Annotated in this window: 10 protein-coding genes; 7 read left to right on the forward strand and 3 right to left on the reverse strand. The window is 68.1% G+C overall.

Going from position 1 to position 18154, the window contains the following annotated elements; all coding sequences use genetic code 11:
* Window positions 1-2146: FtsK/SpoIIIE domain-containing protein (locus tag AC1DP0_RS00275; protein WP_478081673.1), on the reverse strand; the 2146-nt coding region annotated here is incomplete at its 3' end.
* A gap of 143 nt (window positions 2147-2289) precedes the next feature.
* A complete protein-coding gene (locus AC1DP0_RS00280; RefSeq protein WP_478081750.1) occupies window positions 2290-3618 on the reverse strand; it encodes an FHA domain-containing protein in 1329 nt (442 codons plus the stop codon).
* Between the two features lie 1275 nt (window positions 3619-4893).
* Between AC1DP0_RS00280 and AC1DP0_RS00285 the strand changes: the two genes are divergently transcribed.
* From AC1DP0_RS00285 to AC1DP0_RS00295, 3 genes are all read left to right on the forward strand, one after another.
* Window positions 4894-5397, forward strand: a complete 504-nt coding sequence (locus AC1DP0_RS00285; protein ID WP_478081675.1) for a hypothetical protein — start codon at window positions 4894-4896, stop codon at window positions 5395-5397.
* 273 nt (window positions 5398-5670) lie between these two features.
* Window positions 5671-6198 carry a hypothetical protein gene (locus AC1DP0_RS00290; protein ID WP_478081677.1) on the forward strand — a complete coding sequence of 176 codons (528 nt, stop codon included), beginning with the start codon at window positions 5671-5673 and terminating at the stop codon, window positions 6196-6198.
* Between the two features lie 31 nt (window positions 6199-6229).
* Window positions 6230-6454: a hypothetical protein gene (locus AC1DP0_RS00295; protein WP_478081679.1), complete on the forward strand. Its 225-nt coding sequence runs from the start codon at window positions 6230-6232 to the stop codon at window positions 6452-6454.
* A 71-nt stretch (window positions 6455-6525) separates the two neighbouring features.
* On the opposite strand, the gene AC1DP0_RS00300 is transcribed toward AC1DP0_RS00295, so the two are convergent.
* Window positions 6526-7305, reverse strand: coding sequence for a GmrSD restriction endonuclease domain-containing protein (locus AC1DP0_RS00300; RefSeq protein WP_478081681.1), 780 nt, complete (start codon window positions 7303-7305; stop codon window positions 6526-6528).
* A 1651-nt stretch (window positions 7306-8956) separates the two neighbouring features.
* On the opposite strand from AC1DP0_RS00300, the gene AC1DP0_RS00305 reads away from it, so the two are divergent.
* From AC1DP0_RS00305 to AC1DP0_RS00320, 4 genes are all read left to right on the forward strand, one after another.
* A complete protein-coding gene (locus AC1DP0_RS00305; protein WP_478081683.1) occupies window positions 8957-9169 on the forward strand; it encodes a hypothetical protein in 213 nt (70 codons plus the stop codon).
* Between the two features lie 164 nt (window positions 9170-9333).
* Window positions 9334-11730 carry a hypothetical protein gene (locus AC1DP0_RS00310; protein WP_478081685.1) on the forward strand — a complete coding sequence of 799 codons (2397 nt, stop codon included), beginning with the start codon at window positions 9334-9336 and terminating at the stop codon, window positions 11728-11730.
* 22 nt (window positions 11731-11752) lie between these two features.
* On the forward strand, window positions 11753-15202 hold the full coding sequence (locus AC1DP0_RS00315; protein WP_478081687.1) for a tubulin-like doman-containing protein: 3450 nt from the start codon (window positions 11753-11755) through the stop codon (window positions 15200-15202).
* Entirely contained in the window at window positions 15183-17861 is a 2679-nt protein-coding gene (locus tag AC1DP0_RS00320; RefSeq protein WP_478081689.1) for a hypothetical protein, read from the forward strand. The genes AC1DP0_RS00315 and AC1DP0_RS00320 overlap by 20 nt, the downstream gene beginning before the upstream one ends.
* Window positions 17862-18154 lie beyond the last annotated feature (293 nt).

Raw genomic sequence — 18154 nt, forward strand, 5'->3', positions numbered from 1 at the left:
GCCACGGGGATCGTCTCGGTGCGAGGGTCGACGAGCCGCCCCCGGTCGGGGTCGAACGGCGCGAGGCCACGGCGCGAGCCGCGCACCGGGCGGCCGACTCGAGCGGGCCACCACCGCCCGGGAGGGCCAGCTGCAGCTCGTGGCCGGTCTGGATGTCGATCGCCCTTCCCGGGGGACGGGCCGCGGCGGCGAGCGACGGAGCGACCCCGGCGAGGGTGAGGTCGAGCGGGTCCGGCATGTGCAGCACCAGTCGCCGTTCCAGCAACCCGGGCAGCCGCCCGGAGAGGACCGCCCGTCCGCCGGTCACGGCGAACCTGACGCCCGCTGCAGGCCCGTCCCGAAGGAGCCGGTGGAGGTCGTCGACAGGTGCACCGTGATCGATGCCGGACAGGGACTCCTCGAGGGACTCCCAGCCGTCCACGAGCACGACGGTTCCTGGAGGCCCTACCTCGTCTCCGTCGACCAGGCGGAGCAGACGGAGCACCAGCCGACGGCTCAGCGCCGGGTTGCCGGAGTCGGTCACCGTGCCGACGTGGGGAAGCTGTGCGAGCGCCGCGCACGGTCCCGGCGCGCCTTGGAGCACGTGGACGTGCACGTCCCGGGCCGCTGCGATCTCGGCCAGTCCGACCGCCAGGGTCACGAGTGCCATGGAGCGACCCGAGCGAGGACCCCCGGCGATGCCGAGGTGCCCGCGCTCCTCGAGGCGCCAGCAGAACGTCTCGCGGCGCTGCTCTGTGGGCACGTCGACCAGGCCCAGCGGTATCCCTCCCGTCCCCGCCGTTGCCTCGATCCCTGACGTGACCCCCGTCGTGATCGCGCCCAGATCGCGCGCGGTCACGACCCCCGGGAGCGGAGGCAGCCAGGGCGGCGTCGACGACTCGAGCCCGAGATGGCGAGCGGCGGCGTTCGCGGCGTCGACCACGACGTGCAGCTCCGTCGGAGGGTCCGAGGCGTCCGTCCGCGGCTCGACCTCTCGCCGGGGGAGGGGCGCCACCAGCTCCCGGACCATGACGCAGGCCGAGGCACCAGCCCCGGGGATCTCCGCCAGCTGGCGACCGAGATAGGCCGTCTGCACGGTGATCAGCCCCCGGTCACCGACGCGCAGGCAGGCTCGCCCGGGAGCCCGCGGGTCCAGAGACGCCGCGTCGGCGGCATCGACGACATCGTCGCTGTCGGCGCGGTCGCGAACCCTCAGAGCGATGCGACAGGCCACGTTGGCGCGCATGTCAGCGGACACGATGCCCGCAGGGCGTTGCGTCGCCAGGACGAGATGGAGGCCCAGGGACCGCCCGAGGGCGGCCACACGAACGAGTCCGTCGATGAACTCGGGGAACTCGTCGGCGAGAGCCTTGAACTCGTCCACGACGATGACGAGCCGTGCCAGGGCTGGGAGCTCACGGCATACGGAAGCAGCGCGGCGGTAGTCGTCGAGGTCTCGTGCGGACGCCTGGGCGAGGAGCCGTTCGCGACGTTTCATCTCGGCGTCGAGAGACGCCAGGGCGCGGGCGGTGAGATGGGCGTCGAGATCGGTGACGAGCCCCACCGTGTGCGGCAGCCGGGCGCACTCGCTGAAGGCCGAACCGCCCTTGTAGTCGACGAGCACGAAGCCGAGCTCATCCGGCCGGTTGGTCACGGCGAGGCCGGTCACCAGGGACTGGAGCAGCTCGGACTTGCCGGAACCCGTGGTGCCGCCCACGAGCACGTGCGGGCCGTCGACGCTCAGGTCGACCGTGACCGGCCCGTCGGACGTGCGTCCCAACAGCGCGACCGGACGCCCGGTGCTGCGCGTCCACGACTCCAYCAGCCCGTCGGGCGTGCCGGGGTCGAGGCCTGCTCCGCGGTGCAGTTCGACGAATGACACCTCCCGAGGCAGGGCGGCGTGCCCGGACTCGGGGGTCGCGTCGACGAACGGTGCCATCGCGCGGCTCACCCCCTCGAGCCAGCCCCGCGAAGGCAGGTCGGGCACGATCCCGGAGAGCGTCCGACCGTCCTCGCGCAGGATCGCCTCCTCTCCCGTGTGGGCGATGTCCAGGGACACCCGCGTCTCGGCGGGCAGCGAGGTGATGTCACGGTCGATGCAGACGAAGACGACTCCTGCGGGTGGGCCGTCCCGGAGCAGGTCTGCCACGCCGGGCAGAGCCCGCATGGTGCTGGCCCCGTCCAGGACGACCAGGAGGTCTGGGGAGGGGCGGCCCGAGACCCTGGCCGCGCCGCCTCGTGCAGCGAGGCGGCCGTCGACGAGCCCCCGCAGAGCAGTGACGTGTCGCAGAACCTCCGCGGCGCCATCGGCTACCCGGGCACCCCCGCATCGTCGTCACGCAGGTGCGGCAGGTGAACGGCCCACTCCCAGTCGACGAGGTGGCGTGCGGTGTCAGCCAGCACGTGGAGCCCCAGCCGGCGGGGCGTGTGCCAGGTCGCAGCCTGGACCACGAGGGCGCCCACGAGCGACAGCGTGTGGTCGCGGCGGCCCGCGATCCCGACGACGCCCGAGGTGGCGAGGTCCACCACCGCAGGGAGCCCCTCGATGGACGGGAACCCTTCAGGCACAAGGCCGCCGACCATGACCGCGGCAGGTTGCGCCGCGGTGCCGACCCGGAGGACGAGGTGGTCATCGTCGTCCGGCCGTCGCTCCCACAGCCGGGTGCCACACCTGCGCACGACAGCTTCGAGCAGGCCCAGGTCCGGGTGCCGCGCGTGTCGAGTCGAGGCATCCGCCACGGTGGCACGGGCAAGATCGGCCCGTGCCTGCTCGAGCTGGGCGGCATGCTCACGCACCAGTCGGCGGTACGACTTCCGGCCCGCACGCCGGTCGCTCCACCACTGTCCGAGGAGCATCACGGGTGACAGCAGGGCGAAGAGGAGGAGCGCCGGCGAGGCCAGGGCTACGGCGAGTCCGGCCGACACCACCAGCGGCGCGAGCGACCCGAGCAGGGGCATCCGGTGGTGGTCCGGGCGTCTCGGGGCCTCTGGGAAGGTCACCTCCGGCGGAGTGCCACCGTCACGGAAGCGCGGCTGCCGGTGGATGTGGACCTCGCCGTCGATGACCTCGTGGTGGCCGCCTCGGACCTCCGGATGTCCCAGGACGACTGTCGTCGACCCCACCGTGAGGTGCCGGCCGGGCTCGAGCCGCGTGCCTTCCTCCGGCAGCGGCAGGCCGTCGAGCCGAGACCGGTTCGTCGGCTCGAGGTCGCGAACGGTGACCCCCTCAGTGGTGACGACCACGACGGCGTGCGAGCGGGAGATGCCCGGGTCGTCGAGGCGCACGTCGGCGGAGGCTGCGCGGCCGACCACGTGCTGGCCCCGGCCGAGGGGGATGACGCGACCCGCGCCGACCCCGCCGACCACACGCAGCTGTACCGCCCCACGATCCGGGCCGGCCGGGGGCGGGTCGTCGGGGCGCGCGATGGTCAGCAGGGCACCACGCAGCAGCGGGGGAGCCCCGAGGACGTCCGAGTCGGCCAGCAGCCGCCGCTCGACCCGGAACCCACACCCGGGGACGCCGGCGATGTCCGCCAGCCGCGACCGGACAGCACCGAAGGGCGTGCCCGAGTCTGCGTCGACGAGCACATGACGGGGGGCGGCGGCCGCGCGCTGCGTGTCGATGACGGTCATGGTCATTTGCACCTGGGTCTCCTTGTCGTGATGTGCCCATGAGACGGCTCACGGCTTCGGCGCCGCGGGCTCTGTGCACACGTGTGGACGGCTTGGCCCGGGGGAGCGGCGAACCGGCTACGGTGCACGGGTCCCGGCCGTGGGGACACGTCGGACACGGCGTGCAGTGCCGCTCGACCCCGGAGCCTGTGGATGACCACAGCGCGGTGATTCGCAGCCCGCCTAGCGTTAGCGAGCCAAGATCGCCGCCCACCGAGCAGGATGTCGGGCGAAGCAACTCACAGGGGTCAGGGGAGACGCATGTCCACTCAGGAAGCGGTGCGCCATGTCGAGGGTGAGGTCCGCGAGCTGATCCGCCGCTCGGGTCTCGACCCGGCGAGCGACACCAAGGCCGTGCGACGTCTGGTGCAGGACGCCGTTCAGGACTACGACGAGCGATCGCTCCACGGCGGCCTGCCGTCACTCGGGGACCAGCGACTCGCGGTCCACTCGATCCTGGCCGTCGTGGCCGGCCACGGCCCGCTCCAGCAGTACTTCGACGACTCCAAGCACCCTATCGGGATATGGAGCGGCCCTGATGTTGCCGGCCCGGCTGGCTTGGGCTTGCGGTCTTTCCTACACCGCGACGGTCCTGGCTCACCCAGTACCTGGCGCCGAGCTGCGGGGGGAGTGGGGAGCGTCCGCGCTGGTGGCCCCGTCGAAGGCGAACCTTCAAGCTCCCTCGAGGACACGCAGACCTCGGGTGGGGGCCGGACGGTTGTGCGTTCGACTCGCCTCCTTGCCCATGGGGCTTCCGGCACGTTTTGTGAAGCGTAGGCCGTGCCGCCCCTGGTTCGGGGGGTCGGTCCGCGGTTCCGGTACGTCGCCGCGACGGTGCCCTGACGTCGGCTCCGCCCCCCGCCGCTGGTCGAGCTGGCCGAGCAAGACGTGTAGCTATTCCGGTTGACCTTTCCCTAGGCAGTCGGCGACAAGTCGGGCTGCCAGCCTTTTTGGCGGATGCGCTCCACCATTTCGCTAACACCTCTTGGAGCGAGCGACGGGAATCGAACCCGTTCCACTAGGGCCGATCCTGAGCGCGGAATCACGTTCCCGCAGGTCAGAGGCCCTTTGGTGCTGCGTCCGGCTGCCAGGATCCGAGCCCGCCTGCGAGTAGACGTGTATAGGTGCGCAGGGAGCGACCTCGACTCTGTCCGTTTCAGACGTATCAGCCACCTCTCGGCGCACTCTGAGGTAGCGTCCAGACGCTCACCCCTCCAGCCTCACAACCCCAGGGAATCACCCATGCCCACACACAAGCGCACGCACGTCGTCGCCGCCTCACTCCTCGGCCTCGGCCTTCTCGCCGGCTGCTCCTCGACGCCGGCCCAGACCGCCTCCGCGCCGCGCTCGCAGACGCCCTCGACAACGACGGCGGCGTCCACGCCTGAGGTGTCGTACTCGCCCACCGAGGAGCCGACCGAGACGCCGACGCCCGAGCCGACCTTCGACGCGAAGCCTGCTGACTTCAAGATCGGCATCAAGATCATGCGCAAGAAGTGCTTCGGCTCGGCTGGCTGCAACGTGACGTATCGGATCGACCCCACCTACATCGGCGACCAGGAGATCCCGGACAGCGGCACGGTCGAGGTGACCTACGCGGTCAAGGGCCTCAGCGACGGAGAGGCGGTGAACAGCTTCACGATCGAGGGCGGTCAGGCCTCCTTCGACAGCGAGGAGGACGGCGAGACCACGACGTCGAGCTCGAAGCTGTCAGCGCGCGCGACCGACGTGTCGTTCCAGCCCTGAGCCAGACCACTGTCGGTGCCGAGGCGTAGCCTCGTCGGCGCCGGCGGGCTCGGACGCCCCACGTCCACCAGAGCCCGCAGGCGATGACAATAGCGTTCCACCCTCCGACGACTGGAGGGTGGGGCGCTTCAGTGTGGCTGGCAGCCGAGCTGGCTGACGCGAGGTCGGGATCTAGCCGAAAGATTGCCTGCAACAGGAGGTGTCCGGGCAAGGGGCGGCGCACACTGACGAGGGTGCGGCCCCGCACACCAGCCCGACACTGGGACGCCCACCATGAAGCTCGCACTCCCGCTCGTCGCCATCGCCGCAGCCACCGCCCTCGGCGCATGCGGCGCCGCATCGCCGCAGAACACGCCGGCCGCCTCGAGCGCGCCCGCCACGCCCGCCACGACCACCACGACGCCAGCCCCGACGCCGACGGTCTGGTCGAAGGCCGAGGAAGGCCAGCGGTATCTCGCGATGATCGCCGAACCGAACAAGGCCGGCGACCGGATCGGCAAGGCCCTGAAGGAAGGAAGCCTCGCCAATGTCCAGGCGCAGTGCAAAGCCATGGCGGACGCCGACGACACCTTCACGCGCCAGCTCGACGCCGGGCTGTGGGACGCCAGCACACGCCGGATCATCGATCAGCTGATCGATGAGCGATCGGCAGACCGTGCGCCACTGCTGGACTGCGCGCACGCTCAGAGCCTCGCTGACGCTCGTATCGCCTTGGCCCAGGCGTTCGTACTCGCGCACGCCGCGCAGCGCCTCCGGGTGCATCTCGGCCTGCCTGGGACGCCTGCGTCCGTTACCACTTGACGCGGTATGCCGCAAGAGTCACGCTCGCCGGATGGGGATTCTTGGCACGCTCCACGTCATCGGTGTGCTCCTTTCTGGCGCGGTGGGGCTGGCAGCTCTGTGCATGTTCGTTCTCGGCGTCGCCATGGTCAGCTTCGCGCTGACGGCGATGATCTTCCAGCCCCTCGGCATCGCGATGCTCGCTCTGGGTGTGGACACGATCCGCAGCGGGCTGCACCCGCGGCCGATGTGGCGTCCCAGCCTGCGCCACCACTGATGGCATAGCGAAAGCCACCCCCCACCCGAAGGTGGGGGCGGCACTCGGAAAGGGGTGGCTCCTATGAGCTCCTACTCGCAGGCGATCCCGTCGCCGTCACGGTCGAGCTTGCGGGAGTACCCCGGCTGGCCAACGTGGAGCGGAGCTGCTCCAGCGGCGCGCACCGCGCTGCAGTTCTTGTAGTAGACCCCGCCGACCGGCTTCGGCGTCGGGACGACGGCCAGGGCCGGAGCCGGCTGACGGGAGGGCGCCGGGGCGGACGTCTTGACCGGCGCAGGGCTTGCGGCCTGTTTCGGCATCACGGCTGTGGACGTGTCAGTGGGGAGCGGCAGTCCAGGGCAGGTGGCCAGCACGCGGGCGATCGCGTCGCGTTCCGGTGCGGTGATCCACAGGTGGTACTTGGCCTTGATGGCGACCTGGCGGGCCACATACGTGCAGCGGAACGACTTGTTCGGCGGGAGCCAGGAGGCGGCGTTGGCGGCGCCCTTCTGCTGATTCAGGTGTCCGTCAGCCGCGAGGAGGACCAGCGGGTCGTTGGCGTAGTCGCGGCGGGTGTCGGCGCTCCACTGCTGCGCGCCGGACTGCCAGGCGTCGGCGAGGGCGACCACGTGGTCGATCTGGACTAGAGAGGAGGTGCCGGCGCCGCGGGCGAAGGAAAGGGCCTGTCCCGAGTAGGGCTCAATGAAGGATCCCGTCAGCACTACGCACCCGTTCGTGCCCGGCTTGAGCGTGGTGTTGCGCAGGTCGCGGCGCAGGATGTCGTTGCGGGTGTCGCACCCGTTGTGGCCGAAGGCGACCGTGACGTCGTCGCTCCACGCCTGGCCGAACTGGTTGCGGGTGTACCCGGTCATCGGGGCGCGGCCCTTGACCGGCAGTGCCGAAAGGACTGCTGCCGCCGTCCCGTTCGCCGGTGCCGGGGCAGCGGTGGCGCTCGATGCGTCGGTCGCCGATTCGGTGGGCGACGCGATCGACGAGTCGCCGGTTGTGTCCGTCGGGGGGACGCTGCTGGCCTCGGCGGCTGGTTCATCCGTGGAGGCGTCAGATGTGGGACCGGTTGCGTCGCTGAGGGTCTCGGCCGCAACCTGCGGCGGTGCAGTCGACCCGCGCTCGTCTCCGGTGGCGGCGCTGGCACCCCATGCGATCAGGCCCACGGCGGAAAGGGCGATAACGCGCTTCGGTGGCCACTTCATGTTCTGGCTCTGCTGCCGTTCCCCTGTCGGGCAGCGGAACCCGTCCCCGCTGCTGCGCCGACAGTGTGCCACCTGACGCCGATTTCGTGTGCGCTACGGCCAGAATCGCCGGGCGTTACAGGGGGAGAGCCCCGCTGCCTCCCCGGGCGATGTGCTCTGACGACGAGAGCCCGAGAAGTCCGATGGGGACGGTGCCGGTTAAGGCCGGACAGCTGTGAATATCAAAGCGGCCGCTCCTGAAGCCGGTGAGGACTCAGTCGCAACGATCGGCGGCCACCGTCACATCGCCACCACGCGAGCGCCCACTGGAGGGAGCAACAAGCGCCCGCGAACATCGACCGCCATGGCATCTCGCCAAGCCAAGCAGAAGCCAGTGGCGCAATGGTCGCCGACGCGGCGCCCCAGCGCGCACGTCGTGGCGCGTTCCCCCAACCGCAAGACACCGCCCCAGCAGCAGCCGGTCTCCAAGCCACGGTGACCTCGTCGGCGACGCGCCCGAGTCGATCCAGCAGGGGTCGGCCCACGGCTCCACGCGGCAGGCCCCGGTCGTGTAGGCGGACGCTCCGGCCCAAGAGCTGTGCGACTACGCGCGCACGGGCCCCGCCGCCCGGAAAGGGAAGCGCTCTCGGCGGCAGTGCGTCGTCAAGGCCCGCAGCTAGCCAGTCCTTAACATCCGCGCGGGCGCGCACACCTCGCCGGCGGCGGGTGTTAGCCGAGACCCTTCTTAAGGCAGTTCCCGCACACGTCCGTCTTGGGATAGCCGCCGTGCCAGCCTCCGCAGACCTTGCACTTGAAGTTCGCGCCCTTTTCGGTGTCTTGGCTTCCCATGCACGGCTCCATTTCTAGTTCGGCCAACCAGCAGGCGGCCGCTGTGGGAAGAACCCTCCACCCTCGCCCACAAAAGGTCAATGAAGCGGCTCGCAAGAGGCTCCTTCTGGTAGCCATCCCAAGCTTCAGGTGCGGCTACGCGGATCGTCTCTAGGAATCAGCCTCGAAACTTAGGCACGGATCATCCGCTTTCCGTCCCTTTGGGATCCAGGCTCGCATAACCTGCAACCTCAGACACGGGGCAAGGCTAGGGCGGCGCGTCCAAAGCCATTGAGATAGTAGCGAGAGGCACATGTCGGGATCGTGGGACGGGGGGACCAGTAGCGGGTCGCCCGGCGGGGGATGGGACACCACCGATCACGCAGTCGCCGGGACAGCGCCCCCTTCTATCAGAGTGTCCGGCGCTCCACTTCACTGGCTGCTCCTAGGAATCGCGGCCGCAACTGCAGGTATCGCCATACCGCTGGCCACAAGGTCCCACCCCTTGGCGATCCTTGGATGGGCGCTCGGAGGAATCACCTCCATTCTCCTCCTAGCAGCCTTCTCCCACTACGACCTCAAACGCCGCAGTGAGGGACTGTCGCGAGACAGCGCTCTCGCCCCATGGCTGCGCCGACTCCTGCTGCTCCTGGCTGCCATCGCGGTCGGCCTCAACGCATGGACAATCTCCGACGCCGTCGCTCGGAGCAGCTGGTGAGCCATCCCACCCGCGGAACAGTATTCGCCGCCCTGCTCGGCATGGTGCTCGCCATCCTCCCGGCAGCGCTGAGCGCCCCAGCAGTGGCCGCGTCAACAAGCTCGGACTCGATTCAGCGGTTTGGTTCCTGCCTGACAGCGGGAGGACAAGGGCACCTCCTCCTCATGCTCGACACCACCCCTTCGCTGCAAACGAGCGACCCCAACGACCAGCGCGTGGCAGCGGCCACGTACCTGGTCCAAGAACTGTCCTCGTTCGTCTCCAACTCGCAAGCCCACCTGGACGTGGCCGTGGGCGGCTTCGCCGACAAGTACCGCCAAAGCCTCGACTGGACCGCCCTGACCGACCGCACCACAGGGCAGGTGCTGGACGCCGTCGCCGAATACCGCAGCCAGAAATCTGGCTTCGAAACCGACTACTGGTCAGCGGTCGACGGCGCCCGCCGAGCACTTGCCGCCCACGCGCATGACGGCGACTGCACCGCCCTGGTGTGGCTTAGCGACGGCATGTACGACCTAACCCACCGCGATACCCCAGCCGAAGAGAACACCTACGGGCTGACCAAGCCGTACGGTCCCAACGTCGAACTGACGAATGACGCCGCTGCAAAAGCAGTGCAGCAAGCCGGCACCACCGACCTCTGCCGCCCAGGCGGCGTAGCCGACGCGCTACGAACCCAAGGAGTCACCACCCTTGCCATCGGGCTCCAAGGCAATCAGCCCCCAGCAGCCTTCGAACTCATGAAAGGCATCGCAACCGGCACAAGAGTTCACGGTTCGCCTTGCGGGGCCCGCGACGGAAGCCACACCGGCGACTTCGTCCTAGCCCAGAACATCGGAGCCCTCTTCTTCGCCTTCGACGAACTCGCCGACCCCGGCCACGCACCAACGAAACAGACCACCCCGATGTGCCAGGGAACGATCTGCCCGCAGGGGACCCACCAGTTCGTCCTCGACCCGTCCATCTCGTCCGTGCGCATCCTCGGCGGCACCGACCTCGCCACCTTCTACGCGGTCCTTCAAGCCCCCGACGGCACCCGCACCCGCATCACACCAGGCCAACCCCCACGCGGCTCCTCAAGCGCCTACGACCTGCGAGGAAGCTGGGCCAGCGGCTCCGTCTTCTCCCTCACCCTGACCCGCAAACGCGACCAAGGCTGGACAGGCGCGTGGCAACTGGCCTTCGTCGACCCCGCCTCCACAGGCAGAGGCACCGCCCGCTCAAACATCAGACTCTACGGAGACCTGCGACCCGCCTGGCTCAACCAAGCCAGCGCCGCACTCACCTCCGGCAACCCGACATCCCTACAGCTGGGATTGACACGCGTCGACAACACGCCCGTCGCGCCCGCAGCGCTCAAGGGCACCATCACCGTCGGGGCAGAACTGGACTACGCCGACGGGACCGTGGTCCCCATCGCCGCGGGACTTCACGCCCCCCAACTGGCGAAGGCCGTCGTGCTCAACCTCAGCGGCGCCCCAGCCGGCAAGGCCAAAGTCCACCTGGCACTCACCCTCACAACCGCGTCCGCCGGGAACGTCCCAGGAACCACGCTAGAGCCTCAAGTCGTCGACTACCCCGTCACAGTGATGCCGCCGCCCAACTACCCGCGGCTCCCCGCAACCGTCGACTTCGGCTCCGGCGAAACCGTCGAGCCAGTCACGGTGGAACTACCGCTGGCCGGACCTGGGTGCGCCTGGCTGCAGAGCAGCGAGACGTCGACCCTGCCCAACGGGGTTGCTGCAGCCCCCGTCACAGCCGAGGCGTCCACTGCCCGCACGTGTCAAACCGGAAAGATCACCCTCACCCTGACCCCCGACCACGTCGGCTCGGGACTAGCCAGCGGGCTCCTACACGTCATGGCGCGGTCTGACCAGACGGCGGCCAAGCCGATGCCGGTGACCGTGCGCTACTCCTACGAAATGCAACGGCCACTGAACCAGAGAGTGCTCTGGCTCATGCTTGTCGGGCTCATGATCCTCGGCCTCACGATCCCGCTGCTCATCCTCCTCTTCGTAAAGTGGATCAGCTCCAAGATCCCTGGCGCCACCCTCACCACCCTTAGCCACTCAGGACAGGTGAGCGGCGGATCATCTTTCCTCAACGGCTGGCGCCCCGATAGCGGACAGCTGCAGCCGCGAGCCCTCGAAACCACCGACCGTCGACGCGTCCAGATGACGTCCCGGACCGTCCTGCGAGCGAAAGTCAACTGGCTCAAGTTGACCGAGCCCGGCTACGTGATCGTCGATAACGCTCCGTTTGTCGCGTCCACGGGATCCAAGCTGCCCTTGGCGGTTCAAGACCAGTGGCTCGCTGTGATCGACCCGGCAGACCCGCACCACGGCCCGGTCGAGGTCATCTTCCTTCTGTCATCAGGAGCCAGACGCCTCGACGATCTCGTGTCGGACGCTCGCGCAAAAGTCCCTGCAGCCATAGCGGAACTGAGGCATGGTCTCGGGGCAGCGCCTCCACCACCCTCAGCCGGTTACGACGAATGGGGAGCCGCAGTCTCACCCAGCCCCAGCCCATCTACCAGCCAGACCGGACCCGACACGTGGTGACCCAGAAGAGGAGACCTCGAAAGTGAAGAAGTACCTGATCGTCGGTGTCGGCGGCTCCGGTGGCGCCACCCTTCGCTATTTAATGGACCAGTTGCGCGAAGACCTGCGCGCCCACGGCATCAAGGACCTTCCGGAGGCGTGGCAGTTCCTGCAAATCGACGTCAACCCCACCCCGGAACGGACACCCGGGCTTGGCAGCATTACCGAGCTCGGCGGCCGGTACGTCTCCGTCAGCTCCGCAGGCAACACCTTCGGCGACGTTCGTCGCACCGTCGAAGCCCGGCTTGCCGAAAGAGGAGCCACTAGCGGGCTCGCCACATGGGAGCCGGGCAGCGAAGCCGACAACGTGCCGGTCACGACCGGTGCCGGACAGTTCCGAGCCATTGGACGAATGCTCACACTCACCCGAGTCAAGGAGATCGAGGCGGCGCTGCAACAGGCCTGGGAGGCGCTCCAGCGCCCCACGGCGTGGGGGAACCTGCCGTCATCCCTGCCCGACCAAGGACCCTTCGACCAAGCCGGCGTCGTCGTACCCATCGTCGTCGGGTCGATCGCCGGCGGATCCGGCGCGTCGATGTTCCTCGACGTCTGCCGGATCCTCGGTCGCGTAGGCTCCATCAACCGCACCTACCTCGGAGCCTTCCTCTTCAGCCCGGACGTCTTCCAATCCCTCGACGCTGGCAAGCGAAAAGGCATCGACGGCAACGCCATCGGCGCCCTCGGTGAACTCATCGCTGCGCAGACAGGAGCCGCGGACAACGCCGACGGCGACCTGCTCCAAGCCCTGGGCCTCCCCGTCGACCGCACCGGGGAACCGCCGTTCGGTCGCGTCTTTCCCATTGGCTCTTTCATCGGCGGAGACGGAGCCCGGTTCGGAGACACCCCCGACGACATCTACCGCGGGCTCGGTCGTGCACTCGCCGCGATCTTGCTGTCAGAGGCGGCCACCTCGCAGTACCTCCAAACCCGGTTCGAGAACCCCCAGCCCCTCGACAACTCCCAGTCGCGCTTCGGCTGGGGAGCCAAGAGCGCTGACATCGCCTGGGCCTCATTCGGCTACGCGAGCCTGAGCCTGGGTCGCGACAGGTATGCAGAGTACGTCGCCCAAAGGCTCGCCCACACCGCCGTGGACAAGCTCGTCGAGGGCTTCCATAACCCGACCAACCCCCTGCCGCCGACGGACCAGCTCGAGCAGCTTGTGGACAGCCAGTGGAGCGTGATCACCGAGCAATTGGGCCTCGCCGTACCGAACGGCTCGGCGCTCGACTGGCTCACGAGGAGCGCGCTGACAGAGAACGACAGAAGGTCCATCGTCACGGCGGCCACCACACCACTCATCCAGTGGACCGACCGCATAGGCCAGATGCCCGCTTTGGACTGGCTCGGCGAAGTGCGTGCCAACCTCATCCACCACGAGCAGACAGCCAAGATGGTCGTCAGCGAGCACATCTACCGGTGGGCCGACGAGTACGCAACATCGCTGGAGAGGCGCACCCAAGCCGAGCTTGTTCGAATCATCAGTCACCCCGCGCAGGGACTGCCATACGCACGCAAGGTCATCGAGCGGCTCCAATCTGACGTGGGCCTACTCGTGGAACGCGTCCGGAATGCACCGGGCGGGTTGCCAGCCCTCAAGGTCTCCGCGGACACGGATGCGGCGGCTGAGGCCCTCAAGAAGACCGCCAGCGCGAACTCAGAACTCCAACGACGAGTGGCCGACGACGTGCGGCAAAGCGCCGAACGGCACCTGCGCGCCGAAGCGGCCCGGTTTCTTTCAGGCATTCTCGCCTCCTACGGCGAGGACGTCCTCGGCGGCCTTCACGCGGCCGTCACAGGCTCCTTGGAAAGCCTTGACAGCGCTCGAAAGTCGACAGCACGGCAGGCCGGCATAGCTCTGCTGCGCTCGACCGCATACCGCGACTGGCCCGAAGACTCAGACTTCGTCCCGCCACGCTTCGATCACGCCGAGAACGAGGTCCTGCTCACCACCTCGGCAGAGTTCCCGGCCAAGTTCCGCGAGCACGTCACGGCCGACGGGCCCTCCTTCCACGCCAACCTAATGGGGATGGTCGAGCAGATCCTCCGCGGTCACTGGGACAACGTCGGCGCCGAACGGGCCGAGTGGCCCGTGATCTGGAGCGAGCGACCATGGCGTGCTGGCGACCTCAAAAAGGACTCCACGGGGCAGCCGACGCCGCCGAGCAAGCCGGTCTACCGGTTGGCGCTCTCAACAGAGGCGATACTCGATCGGGCACTGGCCTACCAAGCCCGCAAGGACCAGCGGTTCGACAAGTTCAGCTCGCAGACGTTCGAGGGGTACCTCAACGAGCCAGGAATCTCCGATCTCGTTCGTGAACAGCGGCGCGCGGACTTCGTGCGGAAGTTCGAGGAGACCACCAAGCAGGCACGGCCCCTGGTTGGAGTGAGCCGCCCGATGATCTCGGCTCTGCACCATGCCGACCTGAAGGTGGAGCTCACCTTCAGCTCCATCCCGCTCACGCCCGGCTCGACCGTCGCGGAGGCTGTCCGGGAGCTCCTGCAGAACAGCGCAGAGGTAGAGCAGCAAACTGTCACCCGCTACGAGGACGCGCTCGCACCCACGAGCTCGAACCCGCGCATCGCCGTGTTCGGCGGCTACCCGGTCTATAACCCGCTCGTCTTCAACTCGTTCCTGCGTCAGCTGCAGGACCGATGGGCGCGAGAGTCCGAGGACGGCAAGCGGGAGCTGTGGCGGTGGAAGCGAGCCCGCCCACTTCCAGCCGCCCTCGCGATGAGCGCAATCGAACAGGTCACGTTGATCAAGGGTTGGTACATCGGCAGAGCCCTCGGCCTCGTGCACCAACCGGCCGACTACCACTCCGAGGAACTGGTCAGCGTGTGGAGCGGTCCACAGGAGTGGGTGGAGTTCACGCCCCGTCTGCTGACCGCCCGTGACCGCTACCGTGACCCGCACGGATTCGACTGGCTCGCCGGTGTCCTAGAAGGGCACACCCTGGCTGTCATCGGCTCAGTGGACGACCCTGAACTGCGGGCACTGCGCCCCTATCAGGCGCTGCGGCATCTCGCCGATGACGGCCCGCAGCCGGCCACGCACGCCACCCCGGTCAGGGGACAACGGCTTCTGGAGGGCTGGCTGCGCACAGGTGTTTGGCCCTCAGGCCTTCAATCGCCCATCGACGCAATCACGTGCGCCACGCCCGACCCCGAATCGCGAGCCAAGGCCGTCATCACCTGGCTGAACAGCGTCCGGCACTGGATCGCAAACCGATGGCTGGAGCCCACAGGCGGCTTTGGCCCCACAGCACGGTACCGCCCCAAGAGCGCCTCTCCCGAGCAGTTGCAGGCCCAGCCGATGTTCTCCGAGATCGCCCTGTCGACCCACGGGGCACTTGACGACCTCATCGCAATGGTCGAGAAGGCACTGGAAAGCGCTATGGCCGGAGGTTCTAACGGTGACGCTCCCCAAATCTGATCTCGTCATCCTCGTCGCCAAGCGGAGAGAGTCGGCGCTCTTCCTCGACGTGCTCCGGGACTGGTCTGCCCAAGGACTGATCGTCGACCTTCTCCTCGTCGACGCCGACGCGCCGGGCGACAGCGAGGGGTCAGCGTGCCTAGCTGTTGAGCACGGCAACGTCGCCGCCGCGGCGCTGCAGGCCAACCTGGCCCGTCGCGCCTCCACCGCCAACGTGCACGTGGTCTGCCTGAGCCAGGTGGACGAGGCGTTCTCCACCGTGGGTCCCATCCAAGGAGGCGCCGTCTGCAGAGAGGTGCGCGACGCCCTTCCCTCCGTGGACCTCACATGGGTGCACGCCATCAGCGTCGTGAAACCGGCGACCTGGCCGCAGATCGAACCCGAGCTCCTCGGGTGGTACGGCTGTCACAACGTGGTACTCGTCCCGGAGAACTCGCGCGCACCGCATGCTGGCGTCGAGACGGTGACGGCCTCGCCCATCAGTCCCGTGCGGCTCACCCAACAAGCCGCAGCGCTCTGCTCCGCCCTCGGGCTGTGGACCGTCGAGCGACGAACCCCGTTCGGTGGGGCACCGCCCTCAGGCGGCCGCCAACTGGTGGCCTTAAGGACCTTCACGCGCCATCTCGACGCTGACGCCGTGACCTCACGCCTCCTGGCGCGGGTCATTGACGTGCAACGGGAGTACCCGGTGCCAACCCTGCAGGGGCGTCCAACGCGTCGCTTCGATGATGAGCCACGAGCCGCCGAGGACATGGCCAAGCGACTGCTGAACAAACACGAGACGAGGGTGCTCGCGCGGCCGCGCCCCCAGACCGCCCAAAGCCCGCAGACAAGGATTCGGCTCACCGCGTTGACCCGGATGTTCCTCCGGTTCTTCTGGATGGCGCTGCGTCGTGCGCCTCAGGACTTCGTCCACTCAGTCATGCACCGAGCGTCCGCCAAGATCGCCGTGGCCGCTCAAAGCGCCTTCCTAGGCCGCGACGGAGCGGCGTACGTCGTGACCGTGAACGGGATCCGCGGCATCAAGGAGAACGGTGAGCTCGCGACGTTCGAGGAGTACGACGGTGCCCTCGAGGCACTGATCAGTCACATCCGAGACGAAGACGTCCCAGGCCCACCGGAACAGCATGACTATGCCGAGTTCTGGAAGGACTTCGTCTCAGGCGCGCTAACGCTGCTCGATGCTGGGGCGCGCAGCGAGGAACTCCGCGCGAAGCAGGTGGGCACCAGCGAGGGCGTGATCACCGACCCACGCCACGTGGCCTACAGGCCATCCGACGTCTTCGCAGTCGCACCGGAAGTGCGAGCTGTGGCGAAGATCGAGCGTGTTTCGCCGTACGACGTCGATGCTGGCCGGCGAGCGCACGACCTTCTAGGGGAGAAAGCCCGAGAGCAGCCGGAGCGTGCCGCGCCACTGATGCTCGCGCAGAACCAGTTACGCGAATGGTTCGAGGTGCGTCGACAGTCATACGTTGGGAAGGTCGGCGAGAGGCTGGCGGACGAGCTGGCCACCGTCCGAGAGGAGGTCCGTGGGTACGTCGCCGCGCTCCAGAGCCTGCGCGAACGCACCGACGTCCCACCCCAGCTCGCCTCACTGCAGAGCTCCTTGGCGAAGGTGCTCATCGTCCACGCCGCCGTCTTTGGCGTTCTGGTCGTGATGACCGTCGCGGCCGCGGCCAGCGACGCGCTGCGTTGGCGTTACGCCAGCCTCATCCTCCTCCTGCTAGTTCTGGCATGGCTCGTCTCCGCTACCGCGATCTTCACGCAGCGCCAACAGGCCCTGTTCCGACTGCGACACCGAATGGAGAGTGATTCCGACCAAGCAGCCGTCCAGAAGGCCCAACTGGCGGAGGCGCTCGAAGATCTTCGGCGCCTGCAACGGCTCTACCGCCAGTACACGGACTGGGGGAGGGCCCTCGGCAGCTTTGTCGAAGCCCCGTGGGGTCACAGCGCCGTCGCTGACGAGGCTGAGATCCTGGTCGGAGAGGGGTACCCGTACAACCACCGTTTCGGTGTCGCCATGCCAGACGAAGCCGTCATCGACGACGTCGTGAACCGCCTACGCCCGCAGGTCTACCCGGTGGGATGGCTGAGCAAAGCATGGGCCGCGTTCCGAACCGACCTGCCCACAATGGGTGCCGACCGACACTGGCTCGAAGAGGACGCCGACCTCATCTTCAGCGACCGTGCGGTGTCACAGACATCCGTGCTTACGCAGTGGAGCCACGCTGTCGCGGAGCGAATCTGGACCGGTGGCGCAGCCGAAGTGCGCCCAGACATCGACGAGGCCCTCAGTCATGGAAGGCAGCTACAAGATCGGCTTCTCAGCCGCGTTCGCTCGCAAGACGGTGGGGGCGCCTCAAAGGTGGAGAGTTATCAAGACTTCGTCCGAGGTCTACAGGAAGTCACCACCGGCCCGGTCGACGGCCGTCGATTCTCGCCAGCCATCTTCTCCGATGTGCCACACAGCTCAAGTCCGTGGAACGTGTCCACCGTCGTGAGCAATCACGCAGGACAAGCCATCCCCTCCACTTTGGTAGTCACCGAAATCTCCCAGAGTTTCGTCGCCGAAGACCTTCGGTTCTCGAACCGAACGCCGACCGGCACGGTGCCGCCAAAAGACTCGACACCATCGCCACAGAACGCCCCGCAGGTCTGAGATGTCGAACGTCTTGTGGTACGAACTAACCTCCGCATGGTCTCAGCCCTCTGGCGGAGCTGCTTTGCGCGACCGCCCCGACACCGTGGAACCCATGACCGCAAAGAACGCGCCGCTCGCCCTCCCAGCAGGAGACCACCCGTGACGTCATCGCAAAAGCGAGTCGACCGTGCCCTGGCGTGGCGGGAAACGCTGCCAGAAGGCCGCCGACCCAGCCGACAAGATGTGGAGATCGCGGCCCGCCTCCACGTCACCCAACTGCCGGTCATGACCCGGATCCTCTGGGAAGACCA

This window comes from Terrabacter sp. P5_B1 (genome assembly GCF_056400505.1).

Coding starts and splice junctions, on each gene's coding strand:
- AC1DP0_RS00280 (WP_478081750.1), bottom strand. CDS start 3,618: ATGACCATGACCGTCATCGACACGCAGCGCGCGGCCGCCGCCCCCCGT.
- AC1DP0_RS00285 (WP_478081675.1), top strand. CDS start 4,894: ATGCCCACACACAAGCGCACGCACGTCGTCGCCGCCTCACTCCTCGGC.
- AC1DP0_RS00290 (WP_478081677.1), top strand. CDS start 5,671: ATGAAGCTCGCACTCCCGCTCGTCGCCATCGCCGCAGCCACCGCCCTC.
- AC1DP0_RS00295 (WP_478081679.1), top strand. CDS start 6,230: ATGGGGATTCTTGGCACGCTCCACGTCATCGGTGTGCTCCTTTCTGGC.
- AC1DP0_RS00300 (WP_478081681.1), bottom strand. CDS start 7,305: ATGACCGGGTACACCCGCAACCAGTTCGGCCAGGCGTGGAGCGACGAC.
- AC1DP0_RS00310 (WP_478081685.1), top strand. CDS start 9,334: ATGCTCGACACCACCCCTTCGCTGCAAACGAGCGACCCCAACGACCAG.